Source organism: Mycolicibacterium gadium (assembly GCF_010728925.1).
GTDB lineage: Bacteria > Actinomycetota > Actinomycetes > Mycobacteriales > Mycobacteriaceae > Mycobacterium > Mycobacterium gadium.
In genome coordinates this window covers 380,630-395,198 of the sequence record NZ_AP022608.1, presented here as the reverse complement: position 1 = coordinate 395,198, position 14,569 = coordinate 380,630, and the positions used below count along the sequence as shown (strand labels likewise).

The following is a 14,569-nucleotide window of genomic DNA, read 5'->3' as shown; positions in this document are numbered from 1 at the left end:
TCACCGGATCACCTCGGCCATCGCCTCGACCAGGACCGGCCACTCGGGCCGCACCGCCGCACGCAGGAACTGGCCCTTCAGTCCCACGAAGGTGTCGCACCGGCGCACCGCAATGCCCTTGCCGTCGAGGTGTTTTCGCATCAGTTCAGCGTCCTCGACGGCGAAGAGGACAAAGGGAGCGCATCCGTCGACGACATCTAAGCCGATGCTAGTCAGCCCGTCGACCATCTCTGCGCGCAGGCGGTGCAGGCGTTGTGCGCCACGTTCGGCCTCGGCCACGGCGTGCGGTGCGCTGCAGGCGGCGATCGCCTCGAGCTGCAGCGTACCCAGCGGCCAGTGCGGGCGTCGCGCGGTCATCCGATCGAGCAGGTCGGCGGGTCCGAGCGCATAGCCCACCCGTAGGCCGGCCAGCGCCCATGTCTTGGTGAGGCTGCGCAGCACCACCACATCCGGGAGCGGTACGGCCGCCAAAGACTCCGCCTCACCGGGCACCGAGTCCGCAAACGCCTCGTCGACGACCACGATCCGGCCCGGTCTGCGCAGCGCGGCCATCTGCTCGCGCAAATGCAGCACCGACGTCGGGTTGGTCGGATTTCCGACGATGACGAGATCGGCATGGTCGGGCACGGCCGCCTCGGCGAGCTGGTAGGGCGGGCCGAGCACGACGTGTTCGAATGGCACACCGGCCGCGGCGAGGACGGCCTCGGGCTCGGTGAACGACGGCGCGATCAGCGCCGCGGACTGTGGCTGCAGGGCGGGCAACAGCGCGAACCCTTCGGCGCCCCCGGCCAGCAGGGCCACCTCGGCGGTCTCGCGGCCGTGCCTGGCGGCGACGGCGGCGCGGGCACGCTGCTCATCGGCGGCGCTGGGATACCTGCCCAGGTCGGCCATCCGCGCCGTGAGCCGATCGACCAGCCACGACGGCGGCACGTCAGCGCGGACGTTGACGGCGAAGTCCAGCATGCCCGGACCTGCGGCCTGGTCGCCGTGATAGCGCGCTCCCGGGCGGGATTGGCTTGCCACATCACGACACTAGTGGGCCGTCGGGGACAATGAGTTTGTGACGGCGTCCCCGCAATTGGTGATCTTCGACCTCGACGGCACCCTGACCGACTCGGCTCAGGGCATCGTGGCGAGCTTCCGTCATGCGCTAAACGCCGTGGGCGCCGTCGCCCCCGAAGGCGACCTGGCCGGCATGGTCGTCGGCCCGCCGATGCATCACACGCTGCGCGACATGGGCCTCGGTGAGCAGGCCGACGCTGCGATCGCCGCCTACCGGCAGGACTACCTTGACCGGGGTTGGGCGATGAACCGCCCGTTCGACGGGATCCCCGCGCTGCTCGCCGACCTGCGGACCGCGGGAGTTCGGCTGGCGGTGGCGACGTCCAAGGCCGAGCCGACGGCGGTCCGGATCCTCACCCACTTCGGGCTCGACGGGCATTTCGAGGTCATCGCGGGCGCCAGCGTCGACGGTTTGCGCGCCACCAAGTCCGAGGTCGTCAAACGCGCGTTGGCCCAGCTCGAGCCGCTGCCGGACCGCGTGCTGATGGTCGGCGACCGGTCTCACGACGTCGAGGGCGCCGCCGAGCACGGCATCGACACCGTGGTGGTTGCCTGGGGATACGGTCGCTCGGACTTCGAGGGCCCCGACGCCGTCGTCCCCCACGCACGGGTCACGACCGTGGACGAGCTGCGGACGGTGCTCGGTGTCTGAGTCAGCCGACGCGCCGCTGCACGTCACCTTCATCTGCTCGGGCAACATCTGTCGCTCGCCGATGGCGGAGAAGATGTTCGCCCACCAGCTCAGCGAGCGTGGTCTGACGGGTGCGGTGCGGGTGACGAGTGCGGGTACCGGCGGCTGGCACGCGGGCGAGCCCGCTGACCGCCGGGCCAGTCACGTACTTCGCGCGCACGGATACCCCTCGGCGCACCGTGCTGCACAGATCGACGACGACCATCTGTCCGCCGACCTCGTCATCGCGCTGGGACGCAACCATCTGCGGATACTGACGGATATGGGCGTCGATGCGGACAGAGTCCGGATGCTGCGCTCGTTCGATCCGAGGTCGGGGGCGCATGCGCTGGACGTCGAGGACCCCTATTACGGCGATCACGACGATTTCGAGGACGTCTTCTCCGTGATCGACGCGTCTCTGCCCGGCCTGCATCAGTGGGTCGACGAGCAGCTTTCCGCGCGTGGAATCGCGAGCTGATGAAGCGCTGGACCTTCTTGTTCAAGCCGTCCTGGCTGGCGCTGGCGGTGGTCGTGGTCGCGTTCGCGTACCTGTGTTTCACCGTGTTGGCGCCGTGGCAGCTCGGCAAGAACACCAAGACGTCGCGGGAGAACAACCAGATCTCGCACTCGGTGACCGCCGATCCGGTGCCGGTGACAACGCTTTTGCCGCAACAGAATTCGTCGGCGCCCGATGACCAGTGGCGCCGGGTCACCGCGACCGGGAAGTACCTGCCCGACGCGCAGGTGCTGGCGCGGTTGCGGTCAATCGAGGGCGAGCCGGCGTTCGAGGTGCTGGTGCCCTTCGCGGTCGACAGCGGTCCGACCGTGCTCGTCAACCGCGGTTACGTTCGCCCCGAGGGCGGGTCGAAGGTCCCGCCGATTTCCGCACCGCCGGCGGGGACGGTGAGCATCACCGCGCGGTTGCGCGACTCCGAAGGGCTGGTGCGGGACAGGGAGCCGTTCCGCCAGGACGGTGCACTGCAGGTGTATTCGATCAACGTCGAGCAGGTCTCCACGCTCACCGGCGTGCCGCTGGCGGGGTCGTACCTGCAGCTGGTCGAGGATCAGCCCGGCGGGCTGGGCGTGCTTGGGTTGCCCAACCTCGACGCCGGTCCGTTCCTGTCGTACGGCATCCAATGGATTGCGTTCGGGATCATCGCGCCGATCGGCCTCGGCTACTTCGTGCGCGCCGAGATCCTGCAGCGTCGGCGGGACAAGGCGGCCAAGGAAGCCGCGGACGCCACGCCGGACGCACCGGTCACGACGGAGGCGAAGCTCGCCGATCGCTACGGCCGACGCCGCTGAGAAGCACTGCGAGGAGTGCGGTCGCTATCTGAACCGCGCGCGACAAGCGGACGGCGCGGCTGAGGTCGGCGATCCGCGGTGGCGGGCCGTCGCCGAGCGTCGGCCGAATCTCGAGTTCGTGGGCGTACTGGGTCGGACCGCCCAGCCGCACGCCCAGCGCGCCGGCGAAGGCGGCCTCTACGACGCCGGCGTTGGGACTGGGATGACGTGCCGCGTCGCGGCGCCACGCCCGCCACACGTCGAGCGGTGACCCGCCGACCACCGGTGCGCACGCCGCGACCATCACGGCGGTGGCGCGGGCCGCGACGAAGTTGGCGGCGTCGTCGAAACGAGCTGCGGCCCAACCGAATCGGCTGTAGCGCGGTGTGCGGTGACCGATCATCGCGTCCAGCGTGTTGGCGCCGCGGTAGACCAGAATGGCGGGAACCCCGCCAATGGCGCCCCACAGGATCGGGGCCACCTGCGCGTCGGAGGTGTTCTCCGCGACCGATTCCAACGCCGCGCGGGCAAGGCCGTCGGCGTCGAGGACCGACGGATCGCGTCCGCAGAGCGACGGCAGGAGCGCCCGAGCGGCATCGACGTCACCTACAGCCAGGTGGGCGGCCATCTGATTGCCGGCCCGCGTCAACGACGTCCCGCCCAGCGCCACGAAAGTCGCCGCGGCCATGGCCGCCGGCGCTCCCACACGCCCCGCCACCCGCTCCATCAGTACGCCCGCCGCGCCGAGGGTTCCGAGCAGAGCGGCGGTGTGGACGGCGCCGGCGGCGCGGGTGTCGGCGTAGCTCAGCCGCTCGAAAGCCGCTGCGCCGCGCCCGAAAAACGCCACCGGATGACCCCGGCGGGGGTCGCCGAACAGCAGGTCGGCCAACCATCCCACCGCGATCCCTGCGGCGCGGCCGCAGCCATGTGGCGCAAACACTCCGGCAGCGTCTCACAAGGTGGTTCGCTCACAATCGGCTGGCCGGAGGTCCATGATCACAACAGACACAACAGCGAGGAGTCCACGATGACGTTCCCGGCCCTTAACCATGTCGCGCTGACGGTGCGTGACCTCGAAGTCAGCGGCCCTTGGTACCGGGCCTTGCTCGAGGCCGAACCCGTCCTCGACGAGCACACCGATGCCGGTTTCCATCATCTGGTGTGGGCTTTCGACAACGGCACCTTGTTCGGCATCCATCAGCATGATCAGCAAGCACCCGATGAGCGATTCACCGAGTTCCGCGCCGGGTTGGACCACGTCGGCTTCGGATGTGCGGACCGCGCCGCGCTGGAACAGTGGGTGAAACGGCTCGACGCCCTAGGTGTCGAGCACAGCGGCATCGTCGACGAGAGCTACGGGTCAGGGCTGAGTTTCCGGGATCCCGACGGGATCGCGTTGGAGTTCTTCGCGCCGCCTAGCTGAGCGTGACGATGATCCCCGTCGCCGGGTCGACCTTTCCGTCGAGCAGGTCGAGGTAGGCCCGCTGGATCTCGTCCTGGGTCGAAATGCGCTTGACCCGAAGCCAGCCGGCGGCCCACTGCGCGAACGGTGCCCACGACTCGGCGACCTTGCGGTCGAGCTCGGCGGTCCCCCAGTCGTTGCCGCGCTTGGTGATTCGATCCGGCGCGAAGAAGAACACCGGGCTTGGGCCGGCGAGTTCGACTGCCCCCGATGTCATTTCGGTCCAATGGGTGGCACCGACCGTCGAGCTGTGGGCCAGCCGATCCCCGTAGTGGGCGTGCACTTCGGTGCGCACCACACCGTCGCCGGAGATGTCGACATAGACCGCGCGCTCGCCGGGCAGTTCGGACACCGTGTCGTACAGACACACCGAGTCGTAGACGTTCAGTCCCTCGACGAACTCCCGGTTGCCCCGCGATGTCAGTCCCACCACCTCGATGCCGTCGCGCTTGGCGAGCAGGTAGGCCGCGATCAGCGCCGTCTTCGACGACGCGCTGGAGATGACGATCGTGTCGGCGCCGAAGAAGTCTTCGTCGGCGAGGAAATCGTCGATGAGGAAGGACGTGAAGAACAGCGGGAAGAACAGGATGTGTTCGGCCTCGCGGTCGGCCGAGTAGACGGGATCGGTCTCGATGTCGCGATAACCCTGGTAGGCGGACGGTAGATCCGCCCGATGCGGTGCCGCGTCGAAGAAGCCCTTGTCGTTGACGCGCGACGGGACGACCACCAGGTGGCTGGCGCACGGCAGGTAGCCGTAGACCCGCATGCCCTCCGGCAGGCCGGAATTGCGGGACTCCTCGACGTGGGCGTAACCCCAGACGTTGAGCTTCCCCCACTCGGGATCGGACGCCGGGAAGAAGCCCCAGTAGTTCATGGCGTCTCCGAATACGGCGTACGTGATGTTGTTGGCGGTCAGCCCGAACGATTCGATCCGGAGCAACGCCTCGCCGTCGGCAGGCGACGGCGGGTCACCGTTGACGATGCGGGTGTCGTGAAGGTCCTTGCGATTCAGCTCCAGGTTCACGCGGCCAGCCTTACATAAAGGCGCGATTTCCAAACCGGTCGAGCGAAACCAGTTCTCCGACAGGACGACGCGTCGTGGGGCCGTACTTGCCGATCGGCCAGCCCATCGGGATCACCGCGCACGGGGTGACGTTCCACGGCAGGCCGAGGACACGGCGGGCCAAGAACTTGCTCCACAGCGGAATGGTGATCAATGCCGCGCCCAGGCCTGCGGCGCGGGCCGCCAGCAGGAGGTTCTGCACTGCGGGGTAGATGGAACCGTACGCACTGGTCACCGCGACCGGCGGCCACGGCGGGACGACACCTTTGAGGCACGCCACGATGACCACGGGAATCTCGTCGAAATGGTCGGCCTGCCACCGCACGGCCTTCTCGTTGCGGAGCATCTTGTCGTCCATCCGGCCGCCGAGCGCGCGCTTGTAGAGAGCGCCGCCGAGCTTGATGGCCGTGCGGTTCAGGCGGCCGAGTTTCGCGACCACGTCACGGTCCTTGACGACGATGAACTCCCAGTTCTGCGCGTTGGAGCCGGTCGGCGCCTTCATGGCCAGTTCGAGGATGTGCAACAGCAGTGCGTCATCGACCGGGTCCGGTTTGATCCGACGGATGGCCCGCTGCGTGCGCATCGCCTCTTCGAGCGACATGGTCAAGGCTTCTTGGTGCGTCATGTCTTCGATCCCAGCACGGCCAGCGACGGGGTCAAGAGGCAAGGGTGGGCGCGGACGGTATCGAACCGCCGACCGCTGGTGTGTAAACTCCCTGACCAGCGTCTATAGCGTCTCAGTGGGCCTACGATGTTCGCGTTGTCCCAGCTCAGCGTGATGGCGTGTTGCACGGCGTCTCCACTATCTCGGCCGTTGCTGCGCGTCATGGCACACTCTTGGCACAGCGGGGGTTTGGCTTCCGGCGGATGGAACGCGCACCGTGTCGTTTCAGCTGGCCAGGTGGCGGCCCGGCGCCCTTGAAGTAGCTATCGGGCCGAGCGGGTTCGCTACGTTCGTCCGCGGACATGGGCGAACGCTACGACTCGTGGCTAGACCCGCGTGAAGTGCGCAAGTCAGACGACACGCGCGAGGTGTGTCGTTCCGTCGCTGCAGTATCGATAATGCGGCCTACTGATGCGGCGAACGGGCACTCTCCGACTCCCGGCCTAGGGGGATTTGAAGACATCGTGGTCTCCGACGCGGCGCCACCGACAGCGCAGTTCGAGGTTGACGGTGACCAATTCGAAAGTGGCTCGCCCGTCGGGACTGGCGAACGACCACGTCATCTCCAAGATGCCCGGCGCGCCGTGCACGGCCTTGACGCGCAGCGACCGCGGCCATGGGGTCGCCGGATCGGCGGCGTAGGCATCGCAGGCTGGGACGAACTTCGTCATCACCACGTCGCGGAAGGCCGTTCGGTGCTCAGCCTTGAGCTTGCGGTAGTCCGCGTCGAACGCCGGGGTTGTCTCGAACTTCACGACTTAGGGTCGGCCTTGGCCCGCGCTTCGTCGGCCTGGGCGTCAAGCTGATCGAGATGGTCCAGCAAGGCGTCGCCGTCGTCGTGAACGGTGACCCGCCCGGCCGCCACGTGCTCGTCGACTTCCTTCTCCCGCTGCTGCCAGCGATCCTGCCAAAACCAGCGTTGATCAGCCGGGATCGGGAGCACCGCCCGAAGCTCAAGCACCCCGTCCTCGCGCTCGGTGATCTCGACTTGAGCCCCCGATTCATCGAGGTGCAGCCGGCGCCGAACCTCGGCGGGCAGAGCAACGACACCGCGGCCCTGGACCGCGACGAAACCATGGAAAGCCATAGCTCCATCATCCCGCAATGCCGTAATGCTGTAAAGCAGTAAACCAACAAAACGGCATTACCGATAGTAAGCGTTTTGTCAGGTATTCTTGATGCTTGGCGCAATTCATATCAGGATACCTTGACGGATACGGATTACCCTGTTCTCCATGGGATGGGAGTACTCCACCGGCGATCGCGGCGGCGACTGGCACGAGGGTTACCTGGTGGCCGAGTTCGAAGACGGCCTACGCGCCCTAGGAATCAGTGGTACAGGTATTCCGCCAGGGCACCTGGCCGTCGACCAGTACGGAGACGGCACATTCGGACAGGAAGCAGTCAGAAGCCACGGCGGACAGGCCGAGTTTGCGACCAGGCCGGCCGGTGCGGTCATCGGCTGGCGCGCCACCTGTAATTGTTACGGCGCCGGTGACACAATGCCCACAAAACACTGGTTCAGTCAACAACTTTGGACACGGGTGCCATCACCTGTGCGGCACGACCCCGCGGCGTTTCGAATCTACGCGGCCGATGAAGACGTACTCGACGTGATCAGCGGCGACGGCAATACAGCCGCGCACGACGTCTGGTGGAACGAACACATCAACGATGTCGACGCCGTGGCGGCCATCAAGGCCGCACTGGCTACCATACGCGCCGGCGAAGAACAACTCGACCAGGCAGTCGTGCGGGGACGCCAGAATCGGTTGACCTGGGCCAAAATCGGTGCAGCAGCAGAGATGTCGGCTCAAGCCGCTCACGAACGCTGGGCCAAACGAACCCCAGGAGCATCGTTATAGGTGGGAGCCGTTCACGCTCACTAACATTCGCGGCGTGCGTGTAGCCGCATTCGCACGGGCGCTCGCGGGAGACAGCCGGCTGGCCTTACTTGAGCACCACCAGCACAGCCCAGGGATGCGACTCCCCCGCCGCGTCGGCGGCACATTGTCCTCGACTTGCATCTCTGAATTCCTTGTCTCACCGAGGGTGTGACTAGTAGTGGTATGCGGGCTCGTCGTCGAGGATCTTCGCGAACATGGCGGTCAACCCGGAGAGGTCGTCGTCGGCTCGTGCTGCATGGCACGCGCAGTAGAGCTTCGCCTGGTCGGTCTTCACCCAGTCGAGTCCGGCGCCGCGTTCGGAGAGCAGGAGGTCGAAGAATTCCCGCGTGGCGCGACCATTGCCCTCACGGAAGGGATGCGCGAAGTTCGTGTAGTCGTACAGGTAGGCGACGGTCTGCGCGAGATCTGCCTTAGCCACAGTCTTGAGCCGCTTGAGGCGGTGAATTTCTGCGGCGACGTGGTTCATCGGCTGGCTGATACTTTTTGGCGGGCAAAAGGATTCGTCACCTTTCTCGATCCCGACGGTGCGCAGGTCTCCTGCCCATAGGTAAACGTCTTGGAACAGCTGGCGATGGATCGCGCTCAGGTAGGCAAGGTCGTATGCGCGGTCGCCCAGGAGTTCGGGTGTCTCGCGAAGTCGATAACACGTGCCTCGACGAGATCGTTTCGGCGTTCTGTATTTCGTCGAGGGTTTGGGCGAACGCGGTTCTTCAACACGGCTGTGCCCGGGATGAAGTAGCCCTGCCAGTTGCGTTCGAGGTCGCCGGTGTCCCAGGGGTGCGAGGCCTGCTCCCCTACTTGACGTTGTAGCGGCGGCGCACGCGCTCACCCAGCTCTGCGGCCGTGATGCGGCCGCGCGCGTATGCGTCCTGGTCGGCACGCGTGGCGGCGGTGCTGCTCGAGCCCTCCAGCTCGGTGCTGCGGCGGATCGCTCGGACAGCCTTGACCCGGCGCTTGAGCTTCTTCGACTCGGTCACCTAGGCAACATCTCCTTCCAGCGGTCCTTCAAGATTAGTCGACAAACGTGACATCACGTGGAAGGTCGATTCGGTCGATGCGACCTCTAAGTTATGAGCCGGTCAGTAGCAATCCGACACGGCTATCTGCGTCTCGTAAGTGCTGTTCAGGGGCCCTCGATGGGTTTCTACGTTGCGCTCCATCCCATCTGATCTCGTGCGTTTCGCACTGTTTCGTTCACAGATCCGTTCACAAGTGATGGTCCGCGCCGACTGCCTACCATGCCGGACGTTCTGTCGTGCGCCCTCACTTGCACCCTTGGCATACCAACGCGACTCCCGGCCGATACATCGCGCCAGCGGGAAGGGATTTGCCGGCGGCCACCTGACTCCCAGCCGCGTGTGCTGTCGTAGCCCCAGGTCGTCGATTTTCAGGTGGCTCCCGGCTCTCGCCGGCGTTCGCCGAGTCTGTCGGAATCGACGCCTAGATTAGATCAAACCCCGCGTAGCTATGTGGGGCCGGAGCTGGAGGTTGCCGATGGATCCCGTAACCCTGATCGTCGCGGCGCTCGCCCTTGGCGCGTGCGACGGCGCCCGTGACACCGCGAAGCAGGCGATCGGTGACGCGTACTCCGCGGTGAAAAGCCTGGTCACAAAGCGCTACGCCTCGGTCAGCGCAGACGTAGAGGGGCTGGAGCAGGAGCCGGACGAAGAGCTTCGCCGCGCGCTGCTCGAGAAGAAGCTCACCCAAGCCGGGGCAGGCGACGACGTGGAGCTGTACGGCCTCGCGCAGGCTCTCCTGTCGGCCGTCGAGGAGCAGGCCCCGGATCTCCCAGCCACCATCGGCGTGGTGATCCGCCGCGCCGCGGTCGGAGGCAACATCGAGGTCGAAGACGTAGCCGTCGACGGCGGAACCGGTGTTGCAGCGGAAGACGTCGCAGCTGGCGGCGATCTTCGGATCAGTCGAGTCGCTGCGCGTGCCCCGCAGGCGCCGCCCCACCCTCCCCAGGCGCGGGGGCAGTAGACGATTCGTCTGCTTCCGCGCCATCTCTTAGCACCACGCAGAAGAACGTGCTCGTGGGGCGTGACAACAACACCTACTCTCCATCGGCGCCACGGAAACTGGGAACAGCGGTGGCCGAATCCGCGCGGTGCCCGCCTCCGTGAAACCCGTGCCCATCGGTCAGGGACTGTGGACCGTGACCGTGACCAACGCGAGTTCCGGTCCGATCACCGACCTCGAAGTCGACGTGTACGGCGTCGACAGGGACGGCGATCGGCTGGAAGACTCGTGTTACCCGGCGAAGGGGAAGATCTCGGTACAGGAGCTCTCCCGCGAGATTCTGTCGGGCGGCATGAGCGGAACTCTCGATGCAATCGGCTCCCGCGCCCCATCGCTGTACCCGCCCGGAATAGTGGCCATGCCAGCGAACCTCGGTGCGTACGGCGGAATGGTCACCGACCACATCATGACTGCCCCAGGTCTTTCCTCGTTTCTCCGCAACGCGCAGCAGCAGATGGTCGATAAGTACCCCCAGGTCATCTCGCGAGACCAGTCTGCTGAGGTGCTGTACAGCGCACCAGGGGCGGTAGAGGTGCGCGTCGATCTAGAGTTCGCCGACGACGTCGGCAACCTCTGGCGTCGACGGCACGGTCGGCAGCCCGAGCCGGTGATGGAAGGCGAGGACAGCTAACTGTTGGCTGTTGGCGCTGCTAGCGGGCGCGACACTGCGCGGAGCTGTACCGCGGTGGTGAGCGCATCTGCAATGATCGAGCGAGCGGCATTGTGCAAGGAGGGGGCCACATGGCGAGGTCTGACCTGGTGATTGATCTGGTCGAGGCCCAGCAGAGTGGCGACGTCGCCCGCTTTCGCATGCTGGTGGAGGCGATCATCGCCGAGGAGCGCAACAATCAGCATCATCTTGTGGCCGATCGTCTGTCTGAATTGATCACCACCGCTGGTGCGCGCAGTCTGCTCGCCCGTGATGACACTGCTCGGCAGGTCGCTGATCTGGTCACCGAAATAGTGCCTAAGCGGCGATTATCGGAGGTGCATTTGGCGCCGGCCATCACGGCTGCGGTGGCCGAGGTCATCGAAGAGCATCACCGTAGCGAGCTCCTGCGCAGCCACGGCTTGGAACCCCGTAACAGAATCCTCTTGGAAGGACCGCCTGGCAACGGCAAAACCTCGCTTGCTGAAGCACTGGCGGCGGAGTTGATGGTGCCGTTCTACGCCGTTCGTTACGAGGGGGTTGTGTCCAGCTTCCTTGGAGAGACCACGAGTCGAATCGATCACGTTTTCGAGTTCGCGCGGACTCGGCGCTGCGTGCTCTTTTTCGACGAGTTCGACACCATCGCCAAAGAGCGCGCCGACGCGCACGAAACCGGCGAGATTAAGCGCGTCGTTTCGACGCTGCTCCTCCAGATCGATCGCTTGCCTTCCCACGTCGTTGCCGTGTGCGCGACCAATCATGGCGAACTGCTCGACCGTGCCGCATGGCGCCGCTTTCAGGTGCGGTTAACACTGCCTCCCCCGTCGCGCACACAGGCTACGGCTTTTCTGGAGCAGCTGCGTATGCGGCTCGGCGGGAACCTCGGTATGGCGCCGCGCACCCTCGCCGACAAGCTTGCCGGCGCCAGCTACGCAGACATTGAGGAGTTCGCGCTGGATGTCATGCGGCGCTATGTGTTGTCCCTCCCCGATGGGCGTGTGGAGAATGTTGTGCGGGAGCGGCTAAAGCAGCGCAACGCCATGAGGGAGATGTGACGGCTCCGCGTCAACCGCTGTCCTTCGGCGTCCCCGTCACCGGGCCCATACCTACCGGCGCGCCCCGCTTCCCTGGAAATCGCATCGCCGGACCGGAACCGGCCCGGCAGGGGCAGCGGCTAGCGCCACAGTTCGCCGCTCTCCAAGAGGCTCTGCAGGCAGGCCGAGTCGACGTGGACGGTGACACGACTGAAGCCGACCCCGAGCTTGTGGTGGTCTTCGACCTCGCCGCGCCTGTAGCCGAGTTCGCGCGAGCCGCCGCCCGTGTGCCGGGACTGGAGTTCCTCCTCGAAGTTGATGGCGACGAGTTCGCCGCCGACGACGACTTCCACGCCGTACGCGATGACGAACCGAGCGACGATGCCGTGAGCGACAGCCTCTACGTTGTGATGTCGAACAATCAGGCCGTCGTCGAGCTCCTCACCCTCTTCGCGCGATGGCAGGAGAACCGCGATGCGGCAATGCCTTTCGGGTTAGCGCCCTTACGCGAGGTCTTTGCTTTGTTGCGTGAGGTGAGGCGCTGGGGACCCCAGGATCGGGTCCGCGAGACTGGTCTGCTGGAGCACTGGCGCGAAGACGTCGCCGTCGTGGGACAGTCAGCCACCACGGCCCGCGTCGAAGTCGAGCTGTGGTTCCGCCGCGATGCCGCACGCCGGGCGGTTGCCGAAACGACTGTACGAGAACTCATCGCCGCAGCCGGCGGCCAAGTCATCACTCGATCGACGATCACCGGCATCGGCTATCACGCCATTCTCGCCGACATCCCCTACAGTCAGGTCGAAGCGGTCCTCGATCGCGGGCCCGACGCGATCGCACTGTTGACCACCGACACCATCATGTATGTGTCCCCGGCACGGCCGATGACCATTCCGTCAGCAGCGCCCTCCGACGAACCTCTTGAACCCGAGGCGTTTTCGGTGAAGCCCGCCGACCGACGTCCACGGATCGCCCTGCTCGATGGCCTGCCGATGGCCAGCCACATCGCCCTCTCCAAACGATTAGTCATCGACGATCCAGACCAGATTGCCGCGTCCTATACCGCATCACAGATGCAGCACGGCACCGCCATGGCGTCACTGATTTGCCACGGCGACCTCAGTACTGCCGGCGAATCGACGCAGCGCAGCGTGTACGTGCGGCCGATCATGCAGCCACACCCGTTCAACGGCCAAGGGGAAACCGTGCTGAGGGACCGACTTTTAGTCGACCTCATTCATGAAGCCTTCCGACGCCTATTCGAGCGACAAGGGCAACACGACCCTGCGGCTCCCAGCGTGAGAATCGTCAACTTGTCGATCGGCGATCCCATCCAGATGTTCGTGCGCCGCACCAGCCCGTTGGCGAAATTGTTGGACTGGCTCGCCCACACGTACAACGTGCTCATCCTGGTCAGCGCGGGCAACCATCCCATCGATGCCGACATCCCCGCAGCAGCGCTGTTCGATGTATCCGAATTACGGCGCGCGGTGGGCACCGCCATGTACGCGCGGGCGCGCCGTCGACGGCTCCTCTCCCCTGCTGAGGCAGTGAACGTGATCTCCGTGGGGGCCTTGCATGCAGACGCCGCGACCACCCCAACCAGCGACACGGTGCTCGATACCGCCGACATGGGAATGCCCGCGCTCTACAGTCCCGTGGGTTTCGGCCACCGCAACTCGGTAAAACCGGAAATACTGCTGCCCGGCGGTCGGAGTCTGCACCAGCGTCCGCCTTCGGCCGAAGGAACCACGACCTTGTATCCGGCGGAAACAACGATCACCGGCCCCGGTATGCGCGTGGCCGCACCCGGACACGGCGGCGCACTCAACGGAACTGCCTATCAGCACGGAACCAGCAACGCCACCGCCCTCGCGACACGCACCGCCGACCACATCTTCGATGTGCTCGAAGCCCTACAGCCCGGCGACGGCGAACCACCGTTCGCCACCGCCGAATACCATCCTGTGCTCGCCAAGGCTTTGCTTGTTCACGCCGCATCCTGGGGCGCCATGCGCGAGGGGCTGGCCCGCACGATAGACGGCGGCGCCGATCTCAACCGTCGCGCCATCTCTCAGCTACTTGGCTACGGCGCCGTCGACGCCGAGCGGATCGTCACAGCCGCAACCAACAGAGTTCTCCTGCTCGGCGCCGGGTCCATCACGGCCGACCAACGCCAGACGTTTGCACTGCCTCTGCCGACCAGCCTGGCTGCGACGACCGACTGGCGACGGCTGACGCTAACCCTGGCCTGGCTTTCCCCGGTCAACACAGCGACGCGCAAACATCGTATGGCCCGCTTATCTTTTGAGTCGCCGCGTCAGCAACTGGGAGTCGAGCGCCTGGAAGCTGAAGCGCGCGTGTCCCGCAACGGTACGGTTCAACACGAGATTCTTGAAGGTCAGCGGGCCGTCGCGTTCACAGCGAGCGATGCGCTGGAGATCAACGTCGACTGTCGCGTCGACGCAGGACGCCTGGCGGCACCGGTTCGCTACGGACTGGCGGCGACACTTGAAGTTGCCCCAACCATCCGTGCTGATATTCACCAGGAAGTTCGTCAACAACTGCAAATACGACTGCGGACCAGGACACGGTGACGCGCGTAGTCCCGTCGACAATCTGAGCCTTTTCCCGACGCGAACAGCGAGTGCGCTACCGCCGCATCGGCGAGGCCTCGGGAGGGGCCGATGTTGGTTATCGCCGAACGGCGGTAGTTGAGACTTGCAGACGAAGGGTCGCACCGATTCATTTACGT

Annotated in this window: 17 protein-coding genes and 1 pseudogene; 9 read left to right on the top strand and 9 right to left on the bottom strand. The window is 65.7% G+C overall.

Features of this window, described 5'->3' with window-relative positions:
- A complete protein-coding gene (gene cobC / locus G6N36_RS01855) occupies window positions 1–1,023 on the bottom strand; it encodes an Rv2231c family histidinol phosphate aminotransferase CobC (protein WP_163684468.1) in 1,023 nt (340 codons plus the stop codon).
- Window positions 1,024–1,060: 37 nt separating this feature from the next.
- Here cobC and G6N36_RS01850 point away from each other — a divergent pair, with 37 nt between their 5' ends.
- Genes G6N36_RS01850 through G6N36_RS01840 form a run of 3 tightly spaced genes read left to right on the top strand, consistent with a single transcriptional unit; the run spans window position 1,061 to window position 3,040 of the window.
- Entirely contained in the window at window positions 1,061–1,714 is a 654-nt protein-coding gene (locus tag G6N36_RS01850; protein ID WP_163684466.1) for an HAD-IA family hydrolase, read from the top strand.
- Complete coding sequence (locus G6N36_RS01845; RefSeq protein ID WP_163684464.1) at window positions 1,707–2,213, top strand: low molecular weight protein-tyrosine-phosphatase; 507 nt, start codon at window positions 1,707–1,709, stop codon at window positions 2,211–2,213. Before G6N36_RS01850 ends, G6N36_RS01845 begins: the two co-directional genes overlap by 8 nt.
- Complete coding sequence (locus tag G6N36_RS01840; protein ID WP_163684462.1) at window positions 2,213–3,040, top strand: SURF1 family cytochrome oxidase biogenesis protein; 828 nt, start codon at window positions 2,213–2,215, stop codon at window positions 3,038–3,040. The genes G6N36_RS01845 and G6N36_RS01840 overlap by 1 nt, the downstream gene beginning before the upstream one ends.
- Here the strand turns inward: G6N36_RS01840 and G6N36_RS01835 are convergent.
- Entirely contained in the window at window positions 2,994–3,959 is a 966-nt protein-coding gene (locus tag G6N36_RS01835) for a cobalamin biosynthesis protein (RefSeq protein WP_163684460.1), read from the bottom strand. The genes G6N36_RS01840 and G6N36_RS01835 overlap by 47 nt on opposite strands.
- A gap of 87 nt (window positions 3,960–4,046) precedes the next feature.
- Here G6N36_RS01835 and G6N36_RS01830 point away from each other — a divergent pair, with 87 nt between their 5' ends.
- The gene (locus G6N36_RS01830; protein ID WP_163684457.1) at window positions 4,047–4,442 is read left to right on the top strand and encodes a VOC family protein; all 396 of its coding nucleotides are present in this window, start codon (window positions 4,047–4,049) and stop codon (window positions 4,440–4,442) included.
- Here the strand turns inward: G6N36_RS01830 and G6N36_RS01825 are convergent.
- The 4 genes from G6N36_RS01825 to G6N36_RS01810 all read right to left on the bottom strand — a co-directional run bounded on the left by G6N36_RS01825 (window position 4,435) and on the right by G6N36_RS01810 (window position 7,295).
- Window positions 4,435–5,505 (bottom strand): DUF2855 family protein, encoded by a 1,071-nt coding sequence (locus G6N36_RS01825; protein WP_163684456.1) that lies wholly within the window; start codon window positions 5,503–5,505, stop codon window positions 4,435–4,437. The two genes, G6N36_RS01830 and G6N36_RS01825, sit on opposite strands and share 8 nt — an antisense overlap.
- 10 nt (window positions 5,506–5,515) lie before the next feature.
- Complete coding sequence (locus tag G6N36_RS01820; RefSeq protein ID WP_235689949.1) at window positions 5,516–6,169, bottom strand: nitroreductase family protein; 654 nt, start codon at window positions 6,167–6,169, stop codon at window positions 5,516–5,518.
- Window positions 6,170–6,651: 482 nt separating this feature from the next.
- Window positions 6,652–6,963: a hypothetical protein gene (locus G6N36_RS01815; protein WP_163684453.1), complete on the bottom strand. Its 312-nt coding sequence runs from the start codon at window positions 6,961–6,963 to the stop codon at window positions 6,652–6,654.
- A complete protein-coding gene (locus G6N36_RS01810) occupies window positions 6,960–7,295 on the bottom strand; it encodes an AbrB/MazE/SpoVT family DNA-binding domain-containing protein (protein WP_163684451.1) in 336 nt (111 codons plus the stop codon). The genes G6N36_RS01815 and G6N36_RS01810 overlap by 4 nt, the downstream gene beginning before the upstream one ends.
- Window positions 7,296–7,443: 148 nt before the next feature.
- On the opposite strand from G6N36_RS01810, the gene G6N36_RS01805 reads away from it, so the two are divergent.
- Window positions 7,444–8,073, top strand: a complete 630-nt coding sequence (locus G6N36_RS01805) for a hypothetical protein (protein WP_163684449.1) — start codon at window positions 7,444–7,446, stop codon at window positions 8,071–8,073.
- Between the two features lie 193 nt (window positions 8,074–8,266).
- On the opposite strand, the pseudogene G6N36_RS01800 reads toward G6N36_RS01805, so the two are convergent.
- Window positions 8,267–8,847 (bottom strand): annotated as a pseudogene (locus G6N36_RS01800) (Fic/DOC family protein).
- 62 nt (window positions 8,848–8,909) lie between these two features.
- A complete protein-coding gene (locus G6N36_RS01795; protein WP_163684447.1) occupies window positions 8,910–9,092 on the bottom strand; it encodes an antitoxin VbhA family protein in 183 nt (60 codons plus the stop codon).
- Window positions 9,093–9,609: 517 nt separating this feature from the next.
- On the opposite strand from G6N36_RS01795, the gene G6N36_RS01790 reads away from it, so the two are divergent.
- The 3 genes from G6N36_RS01790 (at window position 9,610) to G6N36_RS01780 (ending at window position 11,838) form a co-directional block, all read left to right on the top strand.
- Window positions 9,610–10,095 (top strand): Het-E N-terminal domain-containing protein, encoded by a 486-nt coding sequence (locus G6N36_RS01790; protein ID WP_163684444.1) that lies wholly within the window; start codon window positions 9,610–9,612, stop codon window positions 10,093–10,095.
- Between the two features lie 139 nt (window positions 10,096–10,234).
- The gene (locus G6N36_RS01785) at window positions 10,235–10,765 is read left to right on the top strand and encodes a hypothetical protein (RefSeq protein WP_235689948.1); all 531 of its coding nucleotides are present in this window, start codon (window positions 10,235–10,237) and stop codon (window positions 10,763–10,765) included.
- A gap of 110 nt (window positions 10,766–10,875) precedes the next feature.
- Complete coding sequence (locus G6N36_RS01780) at window positions 10,876–11,838, top strand: AAA family ATPase (RefSeq protein ID WP_163684442.1); 963 nt, start codon at window positions 10,876–10,878, stop codon at window positions 11,836–11,838.
- 119 nt (window positions 11,839–11,957) lie between these two features.
- Here G6N36_RS01780 and G6N36_RS29720 read toward each other — a convergent pair whose 3' ends face one another.
- Window positions 11,958–12,170, bottom strand: coding sequence for a hypothetical protein (locus G6N36_RS29720; protein ID WP_235689947.1), 213 nt, complete (start codon window positions 12,168–12,170; stop codon window positions 11,958–11,960).
- 486 nt (window positions 12,171–12,656) lie between these two features.
- On the opposite strand from G6N36_RS29720, the gene G6N36_RS01775 reads away from it, so the two are divergent.
- Complete coding sequence (locus G6N36_RS01775) at window positions 12,657–14,411, top strand: S8 family peptidase (protein WP_235689946.1); 1,755 nt, start codon at window positions 12,657–12,659, stop codon at window positions 14,409–14,411.
- The last annotated feature ends 158 nt before the right edge of the window (window positions 14,412–14,569 follow it).

Coding starts and splice junctions, on each gene's coding strand:
- G6N36_RS01840 (WP_163684462.1), top strand. CDS start 2,213: ATGAAGCGCTGGACCTTCTTGTTCAAGCCGTCCTGGCTGGCGCTGGCG.
- G6N36_RS01830 (WP_163684457.1), top strand. CDS start 4,047: ATGACGTTCCCGGCCCTTAACCATGTCGCGCTGACGGTGCGTGACCTC.
- G6N36_RS01820 (WP_235689949.1), bottom strand. CDS start 6,169: ATGACGCACCAAGAAGCCTTGACCATGTCGCTCGAAGAGGCGATGCGC.
- G6N36_RS01810 (WP_163684451.1), bottom strand. CDS start 7,295: ATGGCTTTCCATGGTTTCGTCGCGGTCCAGGGCCGCGGTGTCGTTGCT.
- G6N36_RS01805 (WP_163684449.1), top strand. CDS start 7,444: ATGGGATGGGAGTACTCCACCGGCGATCGCGGCGGCGACTGGCACGAG.
- G6N36_RS01790 (WP_163684444.1), top strand. CDS start 9,610: ATGGATCCCGTAACCCTGATCGTCGCGGCGCTCGCCCTTGGCGCGTGC.
- G6N36_RS01780 (WP_163684442.1), top strand. CDS start 10,876: ATGGCGAGGTCTGACCTGGTGATTGATCTGGTCGAGGCCCAGCAGAGT.